Annotated in this window: 1 protein-coding gene (only partly in view); it reads right to left on the bottom strand. The window is 30.5% G+C overall.

What is annotated here, in order from left to right; genetic code table 11:
• Positions 1 to 38: 38 nt before the first annotated feature.
• On the bottom strand, positions 39 to 19,015 hold the 3' portion of the coding sequence (locus CP960_RS03415) for a calcium-binding protein (RefSeq protein WP_101183831.1). Its footprint extends 13,450 nt past the window's final position; the window shows 18,977 of its 32,427 coding nt (coding positions 13,451-32,427); its start codon lies off the right edge, out of view; it ends in the stop codon at positions 39 to 41.

Raw genomic sequence — 19,015 nt, 5'->3', positions numbered from 1 at the left:
TTTTATTCCCATTTTTTATTTTACCTTTTAAATAAAGACTAAGGCACATCTATTAAATCAATTGTTAAAGTAGTGTCACCATCTAAATTATAAACTCCTCCATCATCAATTGAATTAGCACTTCCTGAAATAGAACTATTATGCTCTTGTAAATCTGAAGTTGTAAAGCTTAAATTCTCAGCTTGCTCTTTAGTTAATGAAAGTTTTAAATCACCACTTGTACTTCCTAGCCAATCTTCAACCATACTATTTGTAATTTCAAACTCTTTATCTAAATCACTACTAAAACCTGCTCCACCATTAAGTGATGAAATGTCAATATGTTCAATGCCATTAAAACTCTCTAAGTTTCCAAATAATTTATCTAAATCATTAGTTACTTCTACTGCATTTCCACTTAATGAAATAGTATCACTATTAGCTCCACCTTCAATAGTAAAGTTACCAATATTACTAAAATCTAATGAGAAATTATCATCTCCAGCTTTTCCATCAATATTACTTGGTTCATCTAAGTCTAAGACAATACTATCTGAAGCACTAGAAAGATTTAGATTTTCAAAACCACTTAAATTTGAAAAGTCTAAATTTCCATTAACTGAACTGCTATCAAACTCAATAGTATCACTTCCACCATTTGCATCTATACTATTAAAGTTTGTATTAAAATCATTAAACTGTGTTGTATCATCAAATAAAATAATATCATTGCCATTTGATAGATTTAAATTCTCAAAACCACTTACATTTGTTAAAACATCAGAATCTATTGTGCCTGAACTAGTTATATTTAAACTATCATTTCCACCTTGTGCATTTATAGTATCATTTAATGTAAGATTATTTATATCTACATTTACAGTATCATCTCCAGCACCTAAATTTGCTACATCATCACCACTACTTAAATTTAAAATATCATTATTGCTACTTCCTTGAATAGTAACATTTGATGCACTATCATTTATAGTAACCGTTCCTAAAGTGCTACTTACATTACTTAAATCTAAACTAGAATCATCTGCATTTACTATTAAATTTCCATTTCCTGTTACAGATGTATTACCTAAAATAGAATCATCTAAACTCATTGTTCCAGAACTAATATTTATACTATCAACATTAGTTAAATTTCCACTATAAGTTGCCGTTCCTAACCAGTTTACATTTATAGTATCAACTGTTAAATCACTAAAGTCCATAGATAAAGTATCTTGTAAATTATTTACTGTTAATACTCCATTTCCACTTATTGTAGAAGTATCAATTTTACTAGCATTTGCAATTAGTTGTGAATCTACTATGATTGAGTTTGCACTATTTATAGTTGCACTATCAGAAATAGTCATTACTCCATTACTAATTGTTAAATTTGAACTACCTAAATTTCCTGTAAATGTTCCTGTACCTGACCAATCTACATTTGCACTATTTGCACTTATTTTTGTTAAATCCATTGAAGTAGCTAACTCTAAATTATTTATATTTAAAATTGAATTATTTGTAATTGTAGTAGCACTATTTAAAATATTTGCATCTACATTCATAGTTCCTGAACTAATTGTCAAATTATCTACATTAGTTAAATTACCAATATATATACCTGTTCCTGACCAATCTACATTTAATATATCTGGATTTACATTTGTAAAGTTAGCATTTAACATCTCATCAAGATTTGTAACACTTAAAGTTCCAGCACCATTTACAATTTTTGCACTTATAACTGAAGCATCTGTTGTAAATGTTGTACCATTTGCTATTGTTAAAATATCTATGTTTTCTAAATTACCAGTATAAACAACATTCCCATTTGAGAAAGCATTTACATTTAAACTACCTAAAACAGATGAAAAATCTGCATCTGGTGTTGCATGAAGATTTGTAATATTTAAAGAACCTTCTCCAATAAACTCTTTATTAGTTACTTTTGATGCATCTATATTTAATACTGCATTATTTACTACTTTTACTTTAGAATCACCTAAGTTCCCTGTAAAAGTAGTAGTTGAACTAAATTCTATTGTTTCATTAATACTATTATCTAAGTTTAATATTGAACCAAAATCTGTTGAACTATTAGAATCAACTTCAATAACTGCACTTCCTGAACCATTTATAACTTTTGAAACTGCTTGTGCCTCACTTAATATTAATGTAGCAGCTGCACTTACAGCAAAAACATCAAATAGGTTATTATTTCCTAAGTTTCTTGAACTTAAATCAACATCTTGTTTTACATCAAGAGTTACAGTTCCAGTTCCTTTTGTAATTGAAATATTTGCAAAATCATGCTCACTTGGATTTGATGTTGCTTCAACTATTAAGTTCGCATCACCTTGAAGTTCTATTTGCATATCTTTATTATCTAAATCTTTTGCACTTAAAGTTAAAGTATCCCCATCTTGTACTACAATTTTTTCAAAATTCAATAACGTAACATTTGATAAGTCTAAATCTCCACTTAAGCTTAAAGTATCAGTTCCTTCTTGAGCATCTAAAATATCAAGATTTTGTGTTGAACTTAAAATAAAATTGTCATCACCATTTGAAGTTTTTATACTCTCAATATTTTTTAATATATCACTATTTGTACCATTTGTAACAGTAGTAGGATTTATTCCATCAATTGTTACAGTTAGGTTTTGATTTATTGCAGTTGAATAATCAACTAAATCATTTGAGTTTCCACCATCAATTTCAAGATTATCTATAGAATCATTTATAAATGTATCTTCTTGATTTGAACCAATATAGTTCTCAAAGTTTGCAAAAGTATCATTTCCATCTCCAGTTGAAGTACCATTTGCTATATCAACTCTAACAGAAGAAGCAGCACCACTATAACTTAAGGTATCGTTATTAGAGCTTCCTGCTATAAGTGAATTATTTAAAGAGTTACCTTCAACAGTATTTGTACCATTTCCTACTTTTACATGCTCAACTTGTGAAATAACATCATTTCCATTATCTCCACTTGCAGTTTGTGTTCTTAAATTTACATTTGATGAAGTATTTGCACCTAAATCACTAATAGAGTAATCAATCCAATCCTCTCCTGTACCACCAATAATTTTATCATTTCCACTTCCTGCATAAATAGTATCATTTCCAGAGCCACCATCAATAGTATCATCTCCACCATTTCCAGTTAAAATATCAGCTCCATCTCTTCCTTCAAATACATTTTTATCATCATTTCCTGTAATACTATCATTTACTAAAGTTCCATAAAAACCTTCAATACTTGTTAAAGTATCATTTCCTGCAAGATTTATATTTGCATTTCCCAAAGCATCTAAAGTTACATTTAAAGATGAAGAAAAAGAGCTATAATCAACAATATCTGTATTATTCCCACCATTTATTTCATCATCTCCATCTCCAGCTTTTGCAATGAAAATATCATTTCCATCGCCACCATTTAAAATATCATTATCAACTCCACCATCTAATATATCAGCTCCACCATCTCCATTTAAAGTATCAACTCCAGACATACCATAAAGTTTATCATCACTTGCATTACCACTTAATATATTACTATTTGCGTTTCCATAAATAGTATCATTAGAGTTACTTCCAATTACATTCTCAATTGAACTTAAACTATCAGTTCCCTCTCCTGTTGCTTGATTTGCAGATAATCCACCTTGAGTTATATTATCTATGTTTACTTTTACTCCAGCATTTGAAGTTGTATAATCAATAGTATCATTTCCATCTGCACCAATTAATCTATCATTTCCATTTCCACCAATTAGTGTATCATTGCCATCTCCACCATCTAAAGTATCATCTCCATCAAGTCCATATATTTCATCATTACCAGCATTCCCTTTTAATGTATTACCATTTGAACTTGAATCTGTACCTGTTATCTTATCATCTTTAGAAGAACCTATAACATTTTCAATACTTACTAAGGCTTGATTATATTGTGTTCCTGCGTTTGTAAATACTGCATTATCTTGTGTTTGCAAATCAACAGCAACACCATCTACTGTATCAATAATTGAAAAATCAAGAGTATCTTCATCTCCTAAACCACCTATAATTTGGTCATTCCCTAATGAAACATAAAAATAATCATCTCCACTTCCACCAGTGATTTTATTTATATCATCACTTCCAGCAAAAGTATCATTATATGAAGTACCTTCAATATTCTCTATATTTACTACACTCTCTTCATTAGAAAAAGAATCAATTAATCTATTTGAATTTAATACCCCACCATCATAAGAGATTGAAGTATCACTTATATTTACAATAACTCCTTGTGTTCCTTCTTTAAATTGTAGTGTATCAACATCTAAACCATCTGCATTTGAACCACCATTTATTAAATCAACACCTTCATCACTAATTAAAGTATCACTGTCTAAGCCTCCATATAAACTATCATTTCCTGTTCCACCAATTAAAGTATCATTTCCATCATCACCTCTTAAAATATCATCATTAGAACCACCATCTAAATAGTCATTTCCAGAGCCACCATCTAAATCATCATTTCCTGATTCTGCATAGATTGTATCATTTCCATTTCCAGCATTAATATCATCATTTCCAGAGCCACCATTTAAGTAATCATTTCCATTATCTCCATAAATAGTATCATCTCCACCATTTGCATAGATTGTATCATTACCACTTTCTGCATCAATAATATTTTTATTATCATCAGCACTCATAATGTCTTTATAATCAGTTAAATCAAAATTTTCAATATCAACTGTTCCATCACTATTTTTATATAAATAATCAGTTGCCCCTCTACCATCTTTAACTTGATAAAAATCATAAGTGCCATCACTTAAAGAATCAATTCCATTAATATTTATAGATGATGTTAAAATAGATTCATTACTATCATTTGTATCTCCATCACCATTTAAATCAATATTTTTTAAAATTATTACTGAGCCTTGATTTTCCCCTGAGTAGTCATTATCTCCATCATAATCAAGTGTATCTATTCCATCTGCACCAATTATTGTATCATTTCCATAATTTGCATAAATTCTATCATTACCCATACCTGCATCATATAAGTCATTTCCATCTCTACCATCAAGAGTATCATCTCCACCATACATAATAAAAGTATTATCTATATTACTTCCTCTTACTACTTGGTTATTATTTGCACTATTATCAATTACATTTTCTATATCATAAATATGAGAAGTATAAGCTGTCTTCTTTTGTAAATCAATATTACCGCTAGTATAATACTCTAAACTTAGCCAATCACCATTTACATGTGTTCCACCATTTAAAACATCTTCTCCAGCTGATAAATAAAGTGTATCATCTCCACCATTTGCAAAAATTGAGTTATTTTTACTATTCCCACCTAAAGTATCAGCATTATTTGAACCATTAATATTCTCAACTTGTGTTATATAATCTACTTGATTTGAATCATTACTATTTATAACTTTTGAATAAGTCTCTTCTAAAATTGCATCTAAAGCATTATCATTTGCTTCATCAATTGTTTCATCTAAATTTACAATAATTCCATTATTAGATGAACTATAATCAATCCAATCTTCTTCTATATCTTCAATGGCATTTGCACCTATTAAAATATCACCATCAAGTCCACCTGTTAAAGTATCAACTCCTGCATCACCAAAAGCAATATCTTGAACTCCTGCACCAGTTGAGATTATATCGTTATTATCTCCACCATAAATAGTATCAACTCCACCTAAACCTGAAAGTTTATCTTCACCTGCATATCCAAAAATCTTATTATTGTTATTATCTCCTATTAAAGTATCTCCATAAGTTGAAGTTCCACCAATATTTTCAATATTTACAATAGAACTCTCTTCATTTCCATATCCATCATCAATTACTTTTGATTTTGATAAATCAACAATAACTTTTGAAGTAGTATCATAAAAATCGATTATATCTTCATCTTCTCCACCATCATATGAGTCAATTCCAGTTCCACCTCTTAAAGTATCATCTCCTGCTCCACCTTTTAAAGCATCATTTCCACCTGCACCAATGATAATATCATTACCTTCATATCCATCTAATGAGTTATTATGCTCATCACCTGTGATACTATCTTCAAATCTTGAACCAAAAATATTCTCAATATTTAAAATTGTTGTATTACCTAATCCACCAGAAATAGTTCCATCTTGCATACTAACTGTTACACTAGAATCAATAGCTTTAAAACTTAACCAATCTCCTCCACCAGCAGTTGTACTGTTTGTTCCACCATCTATACTATCTCCACCATCTGTTGCAATTATAGTATCATCACCACTTCCAGCCTTAATATCATTTGTTGAAGATGTTCCCATAATAGTATCATTATTATTTGAACCTATAATATTCTCAATATCAGTTACATCATCTTGTGTTCCAAATCCATCATCCATAACTTCATGTGCAACTGCATTTTTATTATCATCTATTTTTCCAAGATATACTTTTACACTACTATTTGCATCACTAAAATCAAGGGTATCTGTACCACTACTTCCATCAATTACATCATTTCCTGCTTGACCATTAATAGTGTCATTTCCTGCTCCACCATCAATACTATCATCTCCAATTCCACCATTTATAGTATCATTGTTACTTTCACCATAAAATGTATCATTATAATTTTCTCCTGCAAGAGCAGTTCCATTAAACCCTGAAATTACATCTGCATAGTTTGAACCTTTGATTATTTCTATATGATCATTTAAAGTATCTTCACCATCTGTAGTACTTGTAATAAGACCGTAATCTCCATTACCCTCATTTAAAGTTACCGTAATTCCTGAATCTGAATTAGTATAACTTAAAGTATCTACATCACTTCCACCTTCAAAGGTATCATTTCCACTACCTCCATAAAGTGTATCAGCTCCTGAGTCACCTTTTAAAGTATCATTACCTTCATTACCATAAAGTGTATCATCATCACTTCCACCTGAAATTATATCTTTTCCAGTTCCACCTTTTAACTCATCATTTCCAGCTTCTCCACTAATACTATCATCACCTTCTCTTGAGTTGATAATATCATCTCCTGCATTTCCTATTAGTGTATTACTATTGCTATCTCCATAAAGTTTATCATCACCTGTTGTTCCAATGACTCTTTCAATACTTTCTAATCTATCTTTTACAGCAACTCCAGCATTTTGATAACCATCATCTGTTGCTTCTTGTAAACCTAAATCAACAATAACAGCATTTCCACCATTTGCTAAATCTACATTACTATAATCAACTGTATCAATACCTTCTCCACCAATAATAGTATCACTACCTTTTGAAGAGATAAATGAGTCATCTGCTTTATATCCATCTAAAATATTTATACTATTTATATCATCATCACCTTTGATAATATCACTATTTTTTGTTCCTTTTACGTTTTCTATACCATTTAAAGTATCACTTATAGTTGCATCTGTAACAAGCTGAACTTGGTCGTTTGCTCTTGATAAATCTACATTAATAGCATTATCATTTTTAATATAAGAGTAATCAACAGTATCATTTCCTGTGTCTGTCGTTTCATCTCCACCATATATAGTATCAGAGTCTAAACCACCTAAAATAGTATCATTTCCATCTTCTCCCATTAAAGTATCAGCACCACCTGCACCAATAATAGTATCGTTTGAACCACCTGCTTTTATAATATTTGATTCACTATTTCCTGCTAAAATATCTTCTTGATTTGAACCATTTAAATCTTGTATATCATATAATCTATCAACTCCTTCTCCTGTAGAAGTTTGTGTTGCTAGATTAAGTATTGACTCCTCAAAAAAGTCTATATTTGAGTTTGTTTCAGATAGATTTACTTTTACACCAGTTGAAGAGCTACTATAATCAACTAAATCTCTACTTGAATCTTTACTTGAAATATTTTCATAATTTCCATAAATAATATCATCACCTGTTCCACCTCTAAAAGTATCACTTCCATCTCCACCAATTAAAGTATCAGAACCAGCATTTCCATAAAGAGTATCTTGTTCATCTCCCCCTTCAAATTTATTATCTTTTAAATCTCCAATAATTATATCTTTTGAATTTGTTCCAACTATATTCTCAATCCCAGAGATAAACTCTTGGTTTCCATATCCATCATCTTGAACTTTATAAGAAGATTGTGTTCCTAAAGTTTGTGAAGCAGTTAAATCAACTTTTATACCTTGTGTTCCATCAGAAAAATCAATAGTATCATCATTTCCTTCTCCACCATCAATATAATCGCTTCCTTCTAAACCTTTAAAACTATCATTTCCACCTAAGCCAATTAGTGTATTGTCTTTTTCATCTGCTATGATATTATCATTTGCTTCTGTACCTATTATATTTTCAATATTTCTTAAAGTATCTGTTTTGCTATTTGAAGTTGCTGTTCCTTCTGCGCTATTTGAGCTATCATTATCTAAGTCTAAATCAACAGTTACACCAAAGGCTAAATCTGAGAAATCTGCTGTATCAATATCATCTCCACCATCTATAACATCTGCACCTTCACCACCTCTAATAGTATCATTTCCACTTCCAGTTTTAATATCATTTGAAGCACCATCTGCATAAATAGTATCATCTTTATCTCCACTTATTATATTTTCAATACCATCTAAAAACTCTTTATTACCAAAGCCATCATTTTCAACTCTATAAGTGCCTTCACTTCCTTCAACTTGTGTCTTTGTCATATCAATAATTACATTTTCAGTACCTGCTTCAAAATTTGCCGTATCAGTTCCAGCTCCACCTATTATTTTATCAGCACCTTGAAGACCAACTAAATAATCATCTCCACTTCTTCCTTCTAAAGTATTATTATCACTATTACCTTTAATATAATCATTTTTATTAGAACCTATAATATTTTCAATATTTGTAATAGTATCTACTCCATACTCATTATGAACTCTTTGTGCAGATGAAACTGTTAAATCAACTTCTATACCACTATATAAATCATTTGCTACCTCATCTCCTACATATCTATTATCAGAAGTATCATCATTTATAGCAATAGTACTATAATCTAAAGTATCACTTGTTCCATTTTGTGTTGTATCATCATTATCATCACCATTTAAAATATCATCTCCAGCCCCAGCAATTATATAATCATTACCAGCTCCACCTTCAACAACATCTTCTCCTGCAAGTTCAGAAATAGTATCATCCCCAGCTAAACCTTTTAAAGTATTATTTAATGAATTACCAACTATTGTATCAGCATCAACAGCAAGATTAGTACCTGTAATATTTTCTATTGACTCAAAAGTATCAATACCAATACTTGCTCCAACAGCTATTGAGTTAGATATATTTGCATTTATTGATGAACTTTCATTACTATAATCAGCAGTATCACTTCCTTCACCACCTTTAAGTTTATCATCATTTGCTCCACCAATTAGTGTGTCATCTCCATAGCCTCCAAATAGTGTATCTTCTCCTGCTCCACCATTTAAAGTATCATCATTTATTAAACTTGCGCTACTATTTTTATCATCTCCATAAATAATATCATTGTCATCTCCACCTTCAATATAATCAACTCCATCATCTCCATAAATAGTATCAAGTCCACTTCCACCAATTAAAGTCTCTGTTCCTGATATATTATCTCCACCATCAATTACATCATTTCCTAAACTTCCATTAATATAATCAGTACCTTCATTACCTTTTAATGTATTATCTCCACTATCTCCTGTGATTATATCTGCTTTATTTGTTCCATAAATATTCTCTATATTTACTATTGTATGATTTGAAGTATCACTATTTACTGTAACTGTTGATACTGTTGAATCATTTAATGTTACATTAACTCCTGTAGTCATTGATGTAGTATCTAATGAGCTATAATCTACTGTATCACTACCTCTTGTACTATCATCTTCATTTCCACCATCAATAATATCTGCTGTAAAATCATTATCAATAAAAATATCATTTCCAGAACTTCCATAAAGTCTATCGCCAGAGCTTCCACCTGTTATAGTATCATCACCTGCTCCACCATCTATATAATCTACTCCTGCTTTACCATCTAAAGAGTCATTTCCTGCCATTCCAAATAAAGTATTATTATCAGCATTACCTAAAATAGTATCATTTCCTGCTGTTCCTGTAATATTTTCAATATCTTTTATCTTATCATTTGAAGAGTTTATTCCACTTACAGTTACAGTTGAGTAATCTTGCGTATCAATAGAGTCTAAATCAACTACTATTTTTGTTGCACCATTTGAACTATAATCAATAGTATCTCCTCTTGATTCAAGACCTTGAGAGTTTGTATTTGATTCTGAAGCATCAATAATATTTGTAGTATCTAATTTTGTAATAAAAGTATCATCAAAATCTGTTCCCACAACATTTTCTATTTGTGTGATTGTATCTGTTAAAATATTTCCATTAACTTCTTTAGTTGTTGTTTGTGCATCTAAGTTTGCAACAATTCCTGCTGTTAAAGCGGCATATGTATAAAGTACAGTATCAACTCCTGTTGAACCATTTAATGAGTTTACTCTATCATTTCCTCTAAAAGTATCATCTCCACTTGTTCCAATTGCATTCTCTATTGAAACAATAGTATCACTTTTTACAATAGTGTTTGAATTATTAGAGTCATGGATATTCGCTGTTTGAGAAGTTAAATCAATATTAGCATAGTATTGAACATCAACTATTGCACTATAATCAATAGTATCACTATCTTCTCCTCCATCTATTTTATCATTTCCATCAAAAATATCTGTTGTATATGTAGCTTTAAAAATATCATCTCCACTTCCACCAGTTAATGTATCATCTCCTTCTTGTCCATAAACTGTATCATTTCCTGTTTGACCATCAATACTATCATTACCTTCTCCACCATATAGTAAATCATTATTATCTCCACCATAAATAGTGTCTTCACCCTCTTTTGCATAAATAGTATCATCTGCACCCATACCTGAAATAATATTTTTCTCACTATTTCCAGTAATAGTATCTTTTCCTAGATTTGAACCAATAATATTTTCTATTCCATAAAGTTTATCTGTACCTTGGTCTTGAGAAGTTGCTGTTCCTTCTTCATTATCTTCTGCTAAATTTACAGTCATTCCTGTAATTGCTTGAGAGTAATCAACTGTATCAATACCACTATCATTAGATTCATCGCCTCCATAAACTATATCTTGTTTATTATCAGCTTGTTCAAAAGTAATAGTATCATTACCCAATCCTGCATAAATAGTATCTGCACCTAAACCACCATTTATCTCATCATCACCACTTCCAGCATAAACAGTATCATCGCCATTTTCAGCATTTATTTCATCTGCTCCTTCTTCAGCATATAAAATATCTTTACCATCTCCACCAAGAAGTTTGTCATCACCATCTCCAGCATATATAGTATCATCACCCGCTTTTCCATCTAAAGTATCATTTCCTGAGTTTGTACTATTTGCAATATCAGCTCCACCATAAAGTTTATCACTTCCAGCTTGTCCACTTATAGTATCATCACCACCCATACCTTGAATTTTATTTAGATTAAAATCACCAGTAATATCATCATTGTATTCAGTACCAATTACATACTCAATTTGTGTTAAAGTATGAGTATTTCCAGCAATATCAACAGTTGCAGTTGTTACTCCATCAAGATTTACAGTAATTCCTTCATCAACGCCTTGATAATTTACAGTATCGTAATTATCTCCACCAATAATCTCATCACCAGTAGCATCAGCAGTATTATCAATAATAAACATATCATCGCCACTTCCACCAATAAGTTTATCAGCTCCACCAGCACCTTTTAAAGTATCAGAACCACCATTTCCTTCTAAAGTATTAGTCTCATCATTACCTAAAATTGTATCATTATTATTAGTACCATTAATATTTTCTATACCATATACTTTATCAGTATAATTAGGTGTAGTAAAATCCATATCAGAAGAGGAAGAGACTTTTATTTGTGAAGAGCCATCAGCTAAAGTTGTTCCTAAATCAACAAATATTTTATTATTATCATTTATTTCATTACTATAATCAATCGTATCTGAATTACTTGTATCAACATGAGAACCATCAGTTTGTAGTTTTCCTCCATAAATAATATCATCTGATAAAGAACTAATAAAGCTATCATCTCCACTATTTCCTTGTAAAATATTTTTTACATCACTACCAGCTATTTTATCATTTGAGTTACCACCAATTACATTCTCTATTGAGTATAAATTATCTTTATCATTAGTATCTACAACAGCAGTTCCTGCTTGTAAATCAATATCAACTGATTTTGAAGTTAGATACTCATAACTTACAGTATCATATTCAATTGTAGTTTCACTTTGGCCTTTTTTATATCCGTAAATCTCATCATTTCCACCATTACCTGATAAGAAATCTGCACCTAAACCACCTTGAATCTCATTTGCTTTTGAGTTACCTATAATTGTATCATCAACACTAGAACCAATAACATTTTCAACATCTTTTACAACATCATTGTCTCCATTAGAAACTGTAACTTCCCAAGAATCCTTAACAACTCCTCCATCAAAAGCAACACTTGCTGCACCACTTAAATCAAGATTTATACTCTCATTTAATTTACTATAATCAATAGTATCTACACCACTAGAACCATCAATATAATCAACCCCATCATTTGCATTAGTTGCAACAATTGTATCATCACCACTTCCAGCATATACAGTATCATTCCCAGCTCTTGTTTCCACATAATCATCATAAGCCTTAGACTCAATAATATTAGCTTCATCACTACCAAAAATTGTATCTGATGCAAAGTTTGAACCTATTACATTCTCTATTCCATATAATTCATCAATACCTTGACCTTGGTCTCCTATTGCACCATCAGAACGACCTTCTTCTGTACCATTTGCATCTAGTCCACCAGTGGCATTTACATCTAAATCAATAGTTAAAGACTCTAAAGCATTTGTATAATCAACAGTATCTACTCCATTTCCAGTATCAGTATGAGTTGAACTATTATCATCATATGTTCCACCATATATTTTATCACTTCCAACTCCACCTGTTAAAGTATCATTTCCATCTCCACCTTCTAAGATGTCATCTCCACTTCCACCAAGTAAGGTATCATCTCCTATTTCACCTTGTAGTCTATCAATTCCAGCTTCACCACTTAAAATATCATTACCTGCTTGTCCAACTAATGAGTTATTTTGAACATCACCTTTAATACTATCACTATCTTGAGTACCTTTTATATGTTCTACGTTTAATATAGTATCACTACTTGTTTGTCCATTTACATTTACTTGAGCCTCATTTGCCCCATCTAAAGTTACTTCGATACCATTTGTAGAAGAGTTTAAATCATCTAATATAACAGAATAGTCTGCCCAATCTGATGTGCCAACTCCCCCATCAAAATAGTCAACTCCATCATCACCACTTTCTAAAATACCATCATTATTTGTATCAGTTCCAGCAATAAAAGTATCATTTCCACTTCCTAAAACAATAGAGTTATCTTCACTGCTTCCAATAACTTTATCATCTTTAGATGAACCTATAATATTTTGTATATTTAAAATAGTATCAATATCAGTAGTTCCACTACTATCAACAACAGTTTGAGCTTGTGTTGTACTTAGATTTACAGTTACACCATTTGTAGTATAATATTCATAAGATACTGTATCTTCTTGAGCTGTATCTCCTCCATTTATAATATTAGTTTTATTATCTTCATTCATTTTAAAAGTATCAGATGAACTACCACCAATTGCATTTTCAATATCTATTAAAGTATCAGTTTCAGTTGAAGTTGTAGCCTTATTTGTTTTAAAATCTACCTCAACAGCTACATTTTTTTCAATAAATGAAGCTGTATCATTTCCAGCTCCTCCGTTTATTACATCATTTCCACCTTGTCCACTTAAAGTATCATCACCATCTAAGCCAACTAAGGTATTTTTATCATCATCACCTGTAATAGTATCATTTCCATTAGTTCCTGTGATATTCTCCATATTTTTCAAATAATCACTTGTAACTACTGCTCCATCTTGATAAATATCAGCTTTATAATAACCTTGAGCATCTGCACTAGTTGACAAGTCAATTACTACTTTATCATCAATACTATCAACATTTACTTCTTCATAACTAATACTATCTCCATTTATCTCACCACTTTCATCATCTCCACCATCAAATCTATTTGATACAGTGAGTTTTGAGATAAATGTATCATCATATTTAGAACCTATGGCATTTTCAATACCATATAATTCATCAGTTCCTTCACCTGTTGCTTTATTATTAACAAAATCAACTACTACAGAGTTTGTTGCATTTTCATAAGTTACAGTATCATTTGTTCCTGAATCTTCAGTTTGTGAAAAACCACCATAAATATAGTCATTATTTGCTCCACCACTTAAAGTATCATCTCCAAAACCACCATAAATATAATCTACACCATCTTCTCCAAAAATAGTATCATTATCATTTGAAGTTTGAGTATCACTAGAGTCTATATTATCTCCATATATAGTATCACCTTCTGTTCCACCATATATCTCATCAGCTCCAAGTCCACCTCTTAATTCATCTACTCCAGCTTCTCCATTTATATAATCGTCATTATCTCCACCATCAATAAAGTCAACACCACTTCCACCTTTAATAATATCATTTCCTGCTTCTCCATAAAGTGAATCTTCTCCAACTCCTGTTCCACCTAAAATAGAGTCATTTCCTGCTCCACCATAAATAGTATCATTATCTTCTCCACCATCTAAAAGTTCATAATCAGTAGAAGACAATGCATTATCAGTATTATCTGAACCATAAATAATATCATCACCAGCTTCACCTTTTATAGTATCAGTTCCACCCTCTCCTTTTAAGATATTTTTAGAACTATCTCCTATAATTTTATCTTCATTTTGAGTACCTGTAATATTCTCAATATTTAAAACATTATCATCTCTTACTACAACATTAGAAGAGTCTTTTAAAAGTAAATCTTGTGAACTTAAATTTACATCTACATAATAGTTTGTTACCTTACTAAAATCTACTGTATCTCCAACACTTGTATTATTTCCACCATTAATAGTATCAATTTCATTACTTGATGAAGCATCTTTTACAAAGAAAGTATCATCTCCATCTCCACCTTGAAGATTATTACTATCACTATTTCCTGTAAATGTATCATCTCCACTTGTACCAATAACATTTTCTATGTTTATTAAAGTATCACTACCTTGTGCTACATTTGCAACTGTTACTGCTACATTATCTTTATTTGTATTACTTAAATCAACTACAATTTTATCACTACTATTTGTAAGCTTAGAGTAATCAACAGTATCATTTTCATCATTGATATTTTCTATACCTGAATCTAAATCTTTTCCACCATCAAAAGTATTTGACTCACTATTGTTTCCTTTAAATGTATCTGCATAAGAAGAACCTATTACATGTTCAATATCAACTAAAGTATCAACACCTTGTCCTCCACCCACAGTTTGTGCAGTTCCATCAATACCTAAATCAACATTAACACCAGAAGTTGCGTTATTATAATAGACTGTATCTCCTAGATTATCTACTCCTCCATCTATATAATCATCTCCAGCTCCACCTTCAATAATATCATCACCAGCTTCACCTTTTAAAGTATTTTTATCACTATTTCCTGTTATTGTATCATTCCCTGCTGTACCTGTGATATTCTCAATAGATGTTAAACTATCATTTGCAGTAACAACTAAATCATCTGTTATTTGAACACTATTTGTTTCTAAATTTGCAACTATTTTATCATCACTATCTAATAAACGTTTTGAGTAATCAACAGTATCTCCACCTAAACTATCAGTTATTCCTCCATCAAAACTATTATTTGCATTTTCATTTGAGTAGAATATATCATTATAAGCACTTCCAATAACATTTTCAATATCTGTTAAAGTATCATTTCCTTGTTCTACACTTATATTTTGTGAAATACCATTTAAACCTAAATCTACACTAACTGATGAGTTAGCTTTTGAGTATGAAACAGTATCCCCTTTACTACTATTTATTCCACCATCTAAAAGGTCATCTCCTCTTCCACCTTCTAAAGTATCATCACCTGCTTCACCTATTAAAGTATTGTTTTTACTATTTCCTGTTATTGTGTCATCTACTTGCGTACCAATAACATTCTCTATATTTACAATTGAGTCATTATTTGCATTTTTAACAAATACAGTAGATACTGTAAAATCTTCTGCTAAAGATACTTCAATAGAGTTTGATGTAAGTTTTGAATAATCAATTGTATCACTATCTTCTCCACCATCAATTGTATCACTTCCATCATCTGCACTTGTAGCTACAAAAGTATCATTTCCAGCTTCACCTTTTAAGTTATCATCTCCACCTTTTCCTTCTAACTTATCAGCTCCACTATCTCCTTCAAAAAAGTTTGTTTCACTATTTCCAATTATTGTATCATCATTAGTTGTACCATTAATATTTACAATTGAATATACTTTATCTGTTGATTCTAAATTTGTAAAACCATCACTTGTTAAATTACTATTTGATTTTAATACTTCTGAGTATATGTTTCCATCACTATCTGTTTTAGTTTGGCTTAAATCAACATATATTCTTTTCTCTTCTTCATAGTCAATTTTATTATATTCTCCAGCTTCAATAGTATGAGTACCATTTGTATCTAAACTCCCACCATAAAAAGTATCACTACCTTTTGTTGAGAAAAACTTATCATTTCCATTAGCACCAATAAAAGTATCATTACTATTAGAACCTGTTAAACTATCTGCAAAATTAGAACCTTCTAGAATTTCAATACCACTTAAATCATCTTGAAAATCAAATCCATCTTGACTTACTTCAACAGCATCTCTTAAATCAACAACTATACCTTTTAACGCGTCTGAGTAATCAACCTTATCTTGTCCTTCTCCTCCAATAATAGTATCATTTCCTGCATTACCTTTTAAGGTATCATCTCCTAATGAACCATTTAAGATATTATTTTGTGCATCTCCACTAATAATATCATTACCTTTAGAGCCTATAATATTTTCAATATTTTTAACATAATCAGTTGTTCCATCATTTACATTTACAGTAGCATAATCACTATTTAAAGAATCAGTTGCACTTAAATCAACTTCAATATTTTTTGAAGAATCAAAAGCAGAATAGTCTAAAGTATCTGCACTACTATTTTCTTGACCTTCTCCTCCATCATAATAATCATTTCCATCATTTCCAGAAACAAAATCATCTAAATTTTTGTCATAAATTCCAGCAATAAAAGTATCATTCCCCTCATTTCCAAATAAAGTATCATCACTAGCATCTCCTGCTAATGTATCATCACCTTTTTTACCTTCAAGTCTGTTTTTACCTTCATCACCTATGATTTTATCATCATAAATAGTTCCTACAATATTCTCAATATTTGCTAATTTATCTTGTTCTGTATCTAAATAAGCAGTTGCATAAGAGCCATCTGTTTTTTTAAGATTAATATCTAAATTTGTATTTTTTGAAGAGTAATCAATAGTATCACCAAATATTTCATCTGCTTCTCCACCATCAATTATATCATTGCCTGCTCCACCACTTAAATTATCATCTCCTGCTTGACCATGTAATTCATCATCTCCTAAGCCACCAAGTAAAGTATCATTTCCACTTCCACCAAATAGTTTATCATCTTCATAATCACCATCTAAAATATCATCTCCTGCATTACCCCATAAACTATTTTTAAAAGCATCACCAGTTAGTTTATCATCTCCAGCTCCACCTTTAATATTTTCAATATTTACAACACTATCTGTAAAGGTTGTACTTCCATTAGTAACAGTAGCAGTTGTTGCTGTTGAAGTATCTAAATCTAAATTTAGACTCTCAGAAGAGTTTAAACTACTATAATCAACTGTATCAGAAGAGCCATCTTCTCCATCAATAGTATCTTCTCCATCATTTATACCTAAAATAAAAGTATCATTTCCACTTCCACCAAAAAGTTTATCAACTCCACCTTTACCTTCTAAAGTATCATTTCCTGCTAAACCTTTTATTGTATTATTGTTATTATCACCTATTAAAATATCTTCTTGAGATGATAAATCTGTACCAATAATATTTGTAAAGTTTTTTATAGTATCACTATGTTTACTTGTAGTAGCACTTGAATTACTTAAATCTACACTAACACCTTCATTAAGACTTTCAAATGAAAGAGTATTTTCTCCTTCACCTCCATCTAAATAGTCACTTCCAGCTCCACCATCAATAGTATCATCACCTTTTAAACCTAAAATAGAGTTATCTTCACTATTTCCTATAATAGTATCTGCTTTACTATTTATATTAGAACCTTTGATATTCTCTATTTGACTTAAAGTATCAACTTCATCATTTACACCAAAGCCTGTTACGCCATCAGTATCAATATAAACTCTATTTTCTGAATTTAAATCTGTATAGATGTTATTTAAAGAGTAGCTATAATCTACCCAATCTCCACCATTTAAACCAACAGTATGTGCTCCTCCAATTATCTGGTCATTACCAGCTCCACCAATAAAAGTATCATCTCCTGCTTCACCTTTTAATTGGTTAGCTTCACTACTTCCAATAATAGTATCATTACCACTTGTTCCTATTATATTTTCAATATTTGAAATAGTATCAGTTTGTTCAGTGGTTAAATCTTGTTTTATATTTGCACTATTATTTAAAACTCCTGCAATATCGCTATTACTTAAATTAACTTCTAAATGATACGAAGAGTCATTAATCCCACTATAATCAATAGTATCTTTATCATCACTACTTTCAGTTCCTGTTGTTTCAAAACCATTTATTACATCATTTCCATCCAATAAAGATGCAATAAAAGTATCATCTCCACTTCCTCCATATAAAGTAT

It is taken from the genome of Malaciobacter halophilus (assembly GCF_002837275.1).
In the GTDB taxonomy this organism is placed as follows: domain Bacteria; phylum Campylobacterota; class Campylobacteria; order Campylobacterales; family Arcobacteraceae; genus Malaciobacter; species Malaciobacter halophilus.
Note: the sequence above shows the minus strand (reverse complement) of the source record. Positions and strands in the feature narration are given on the sequence as shown.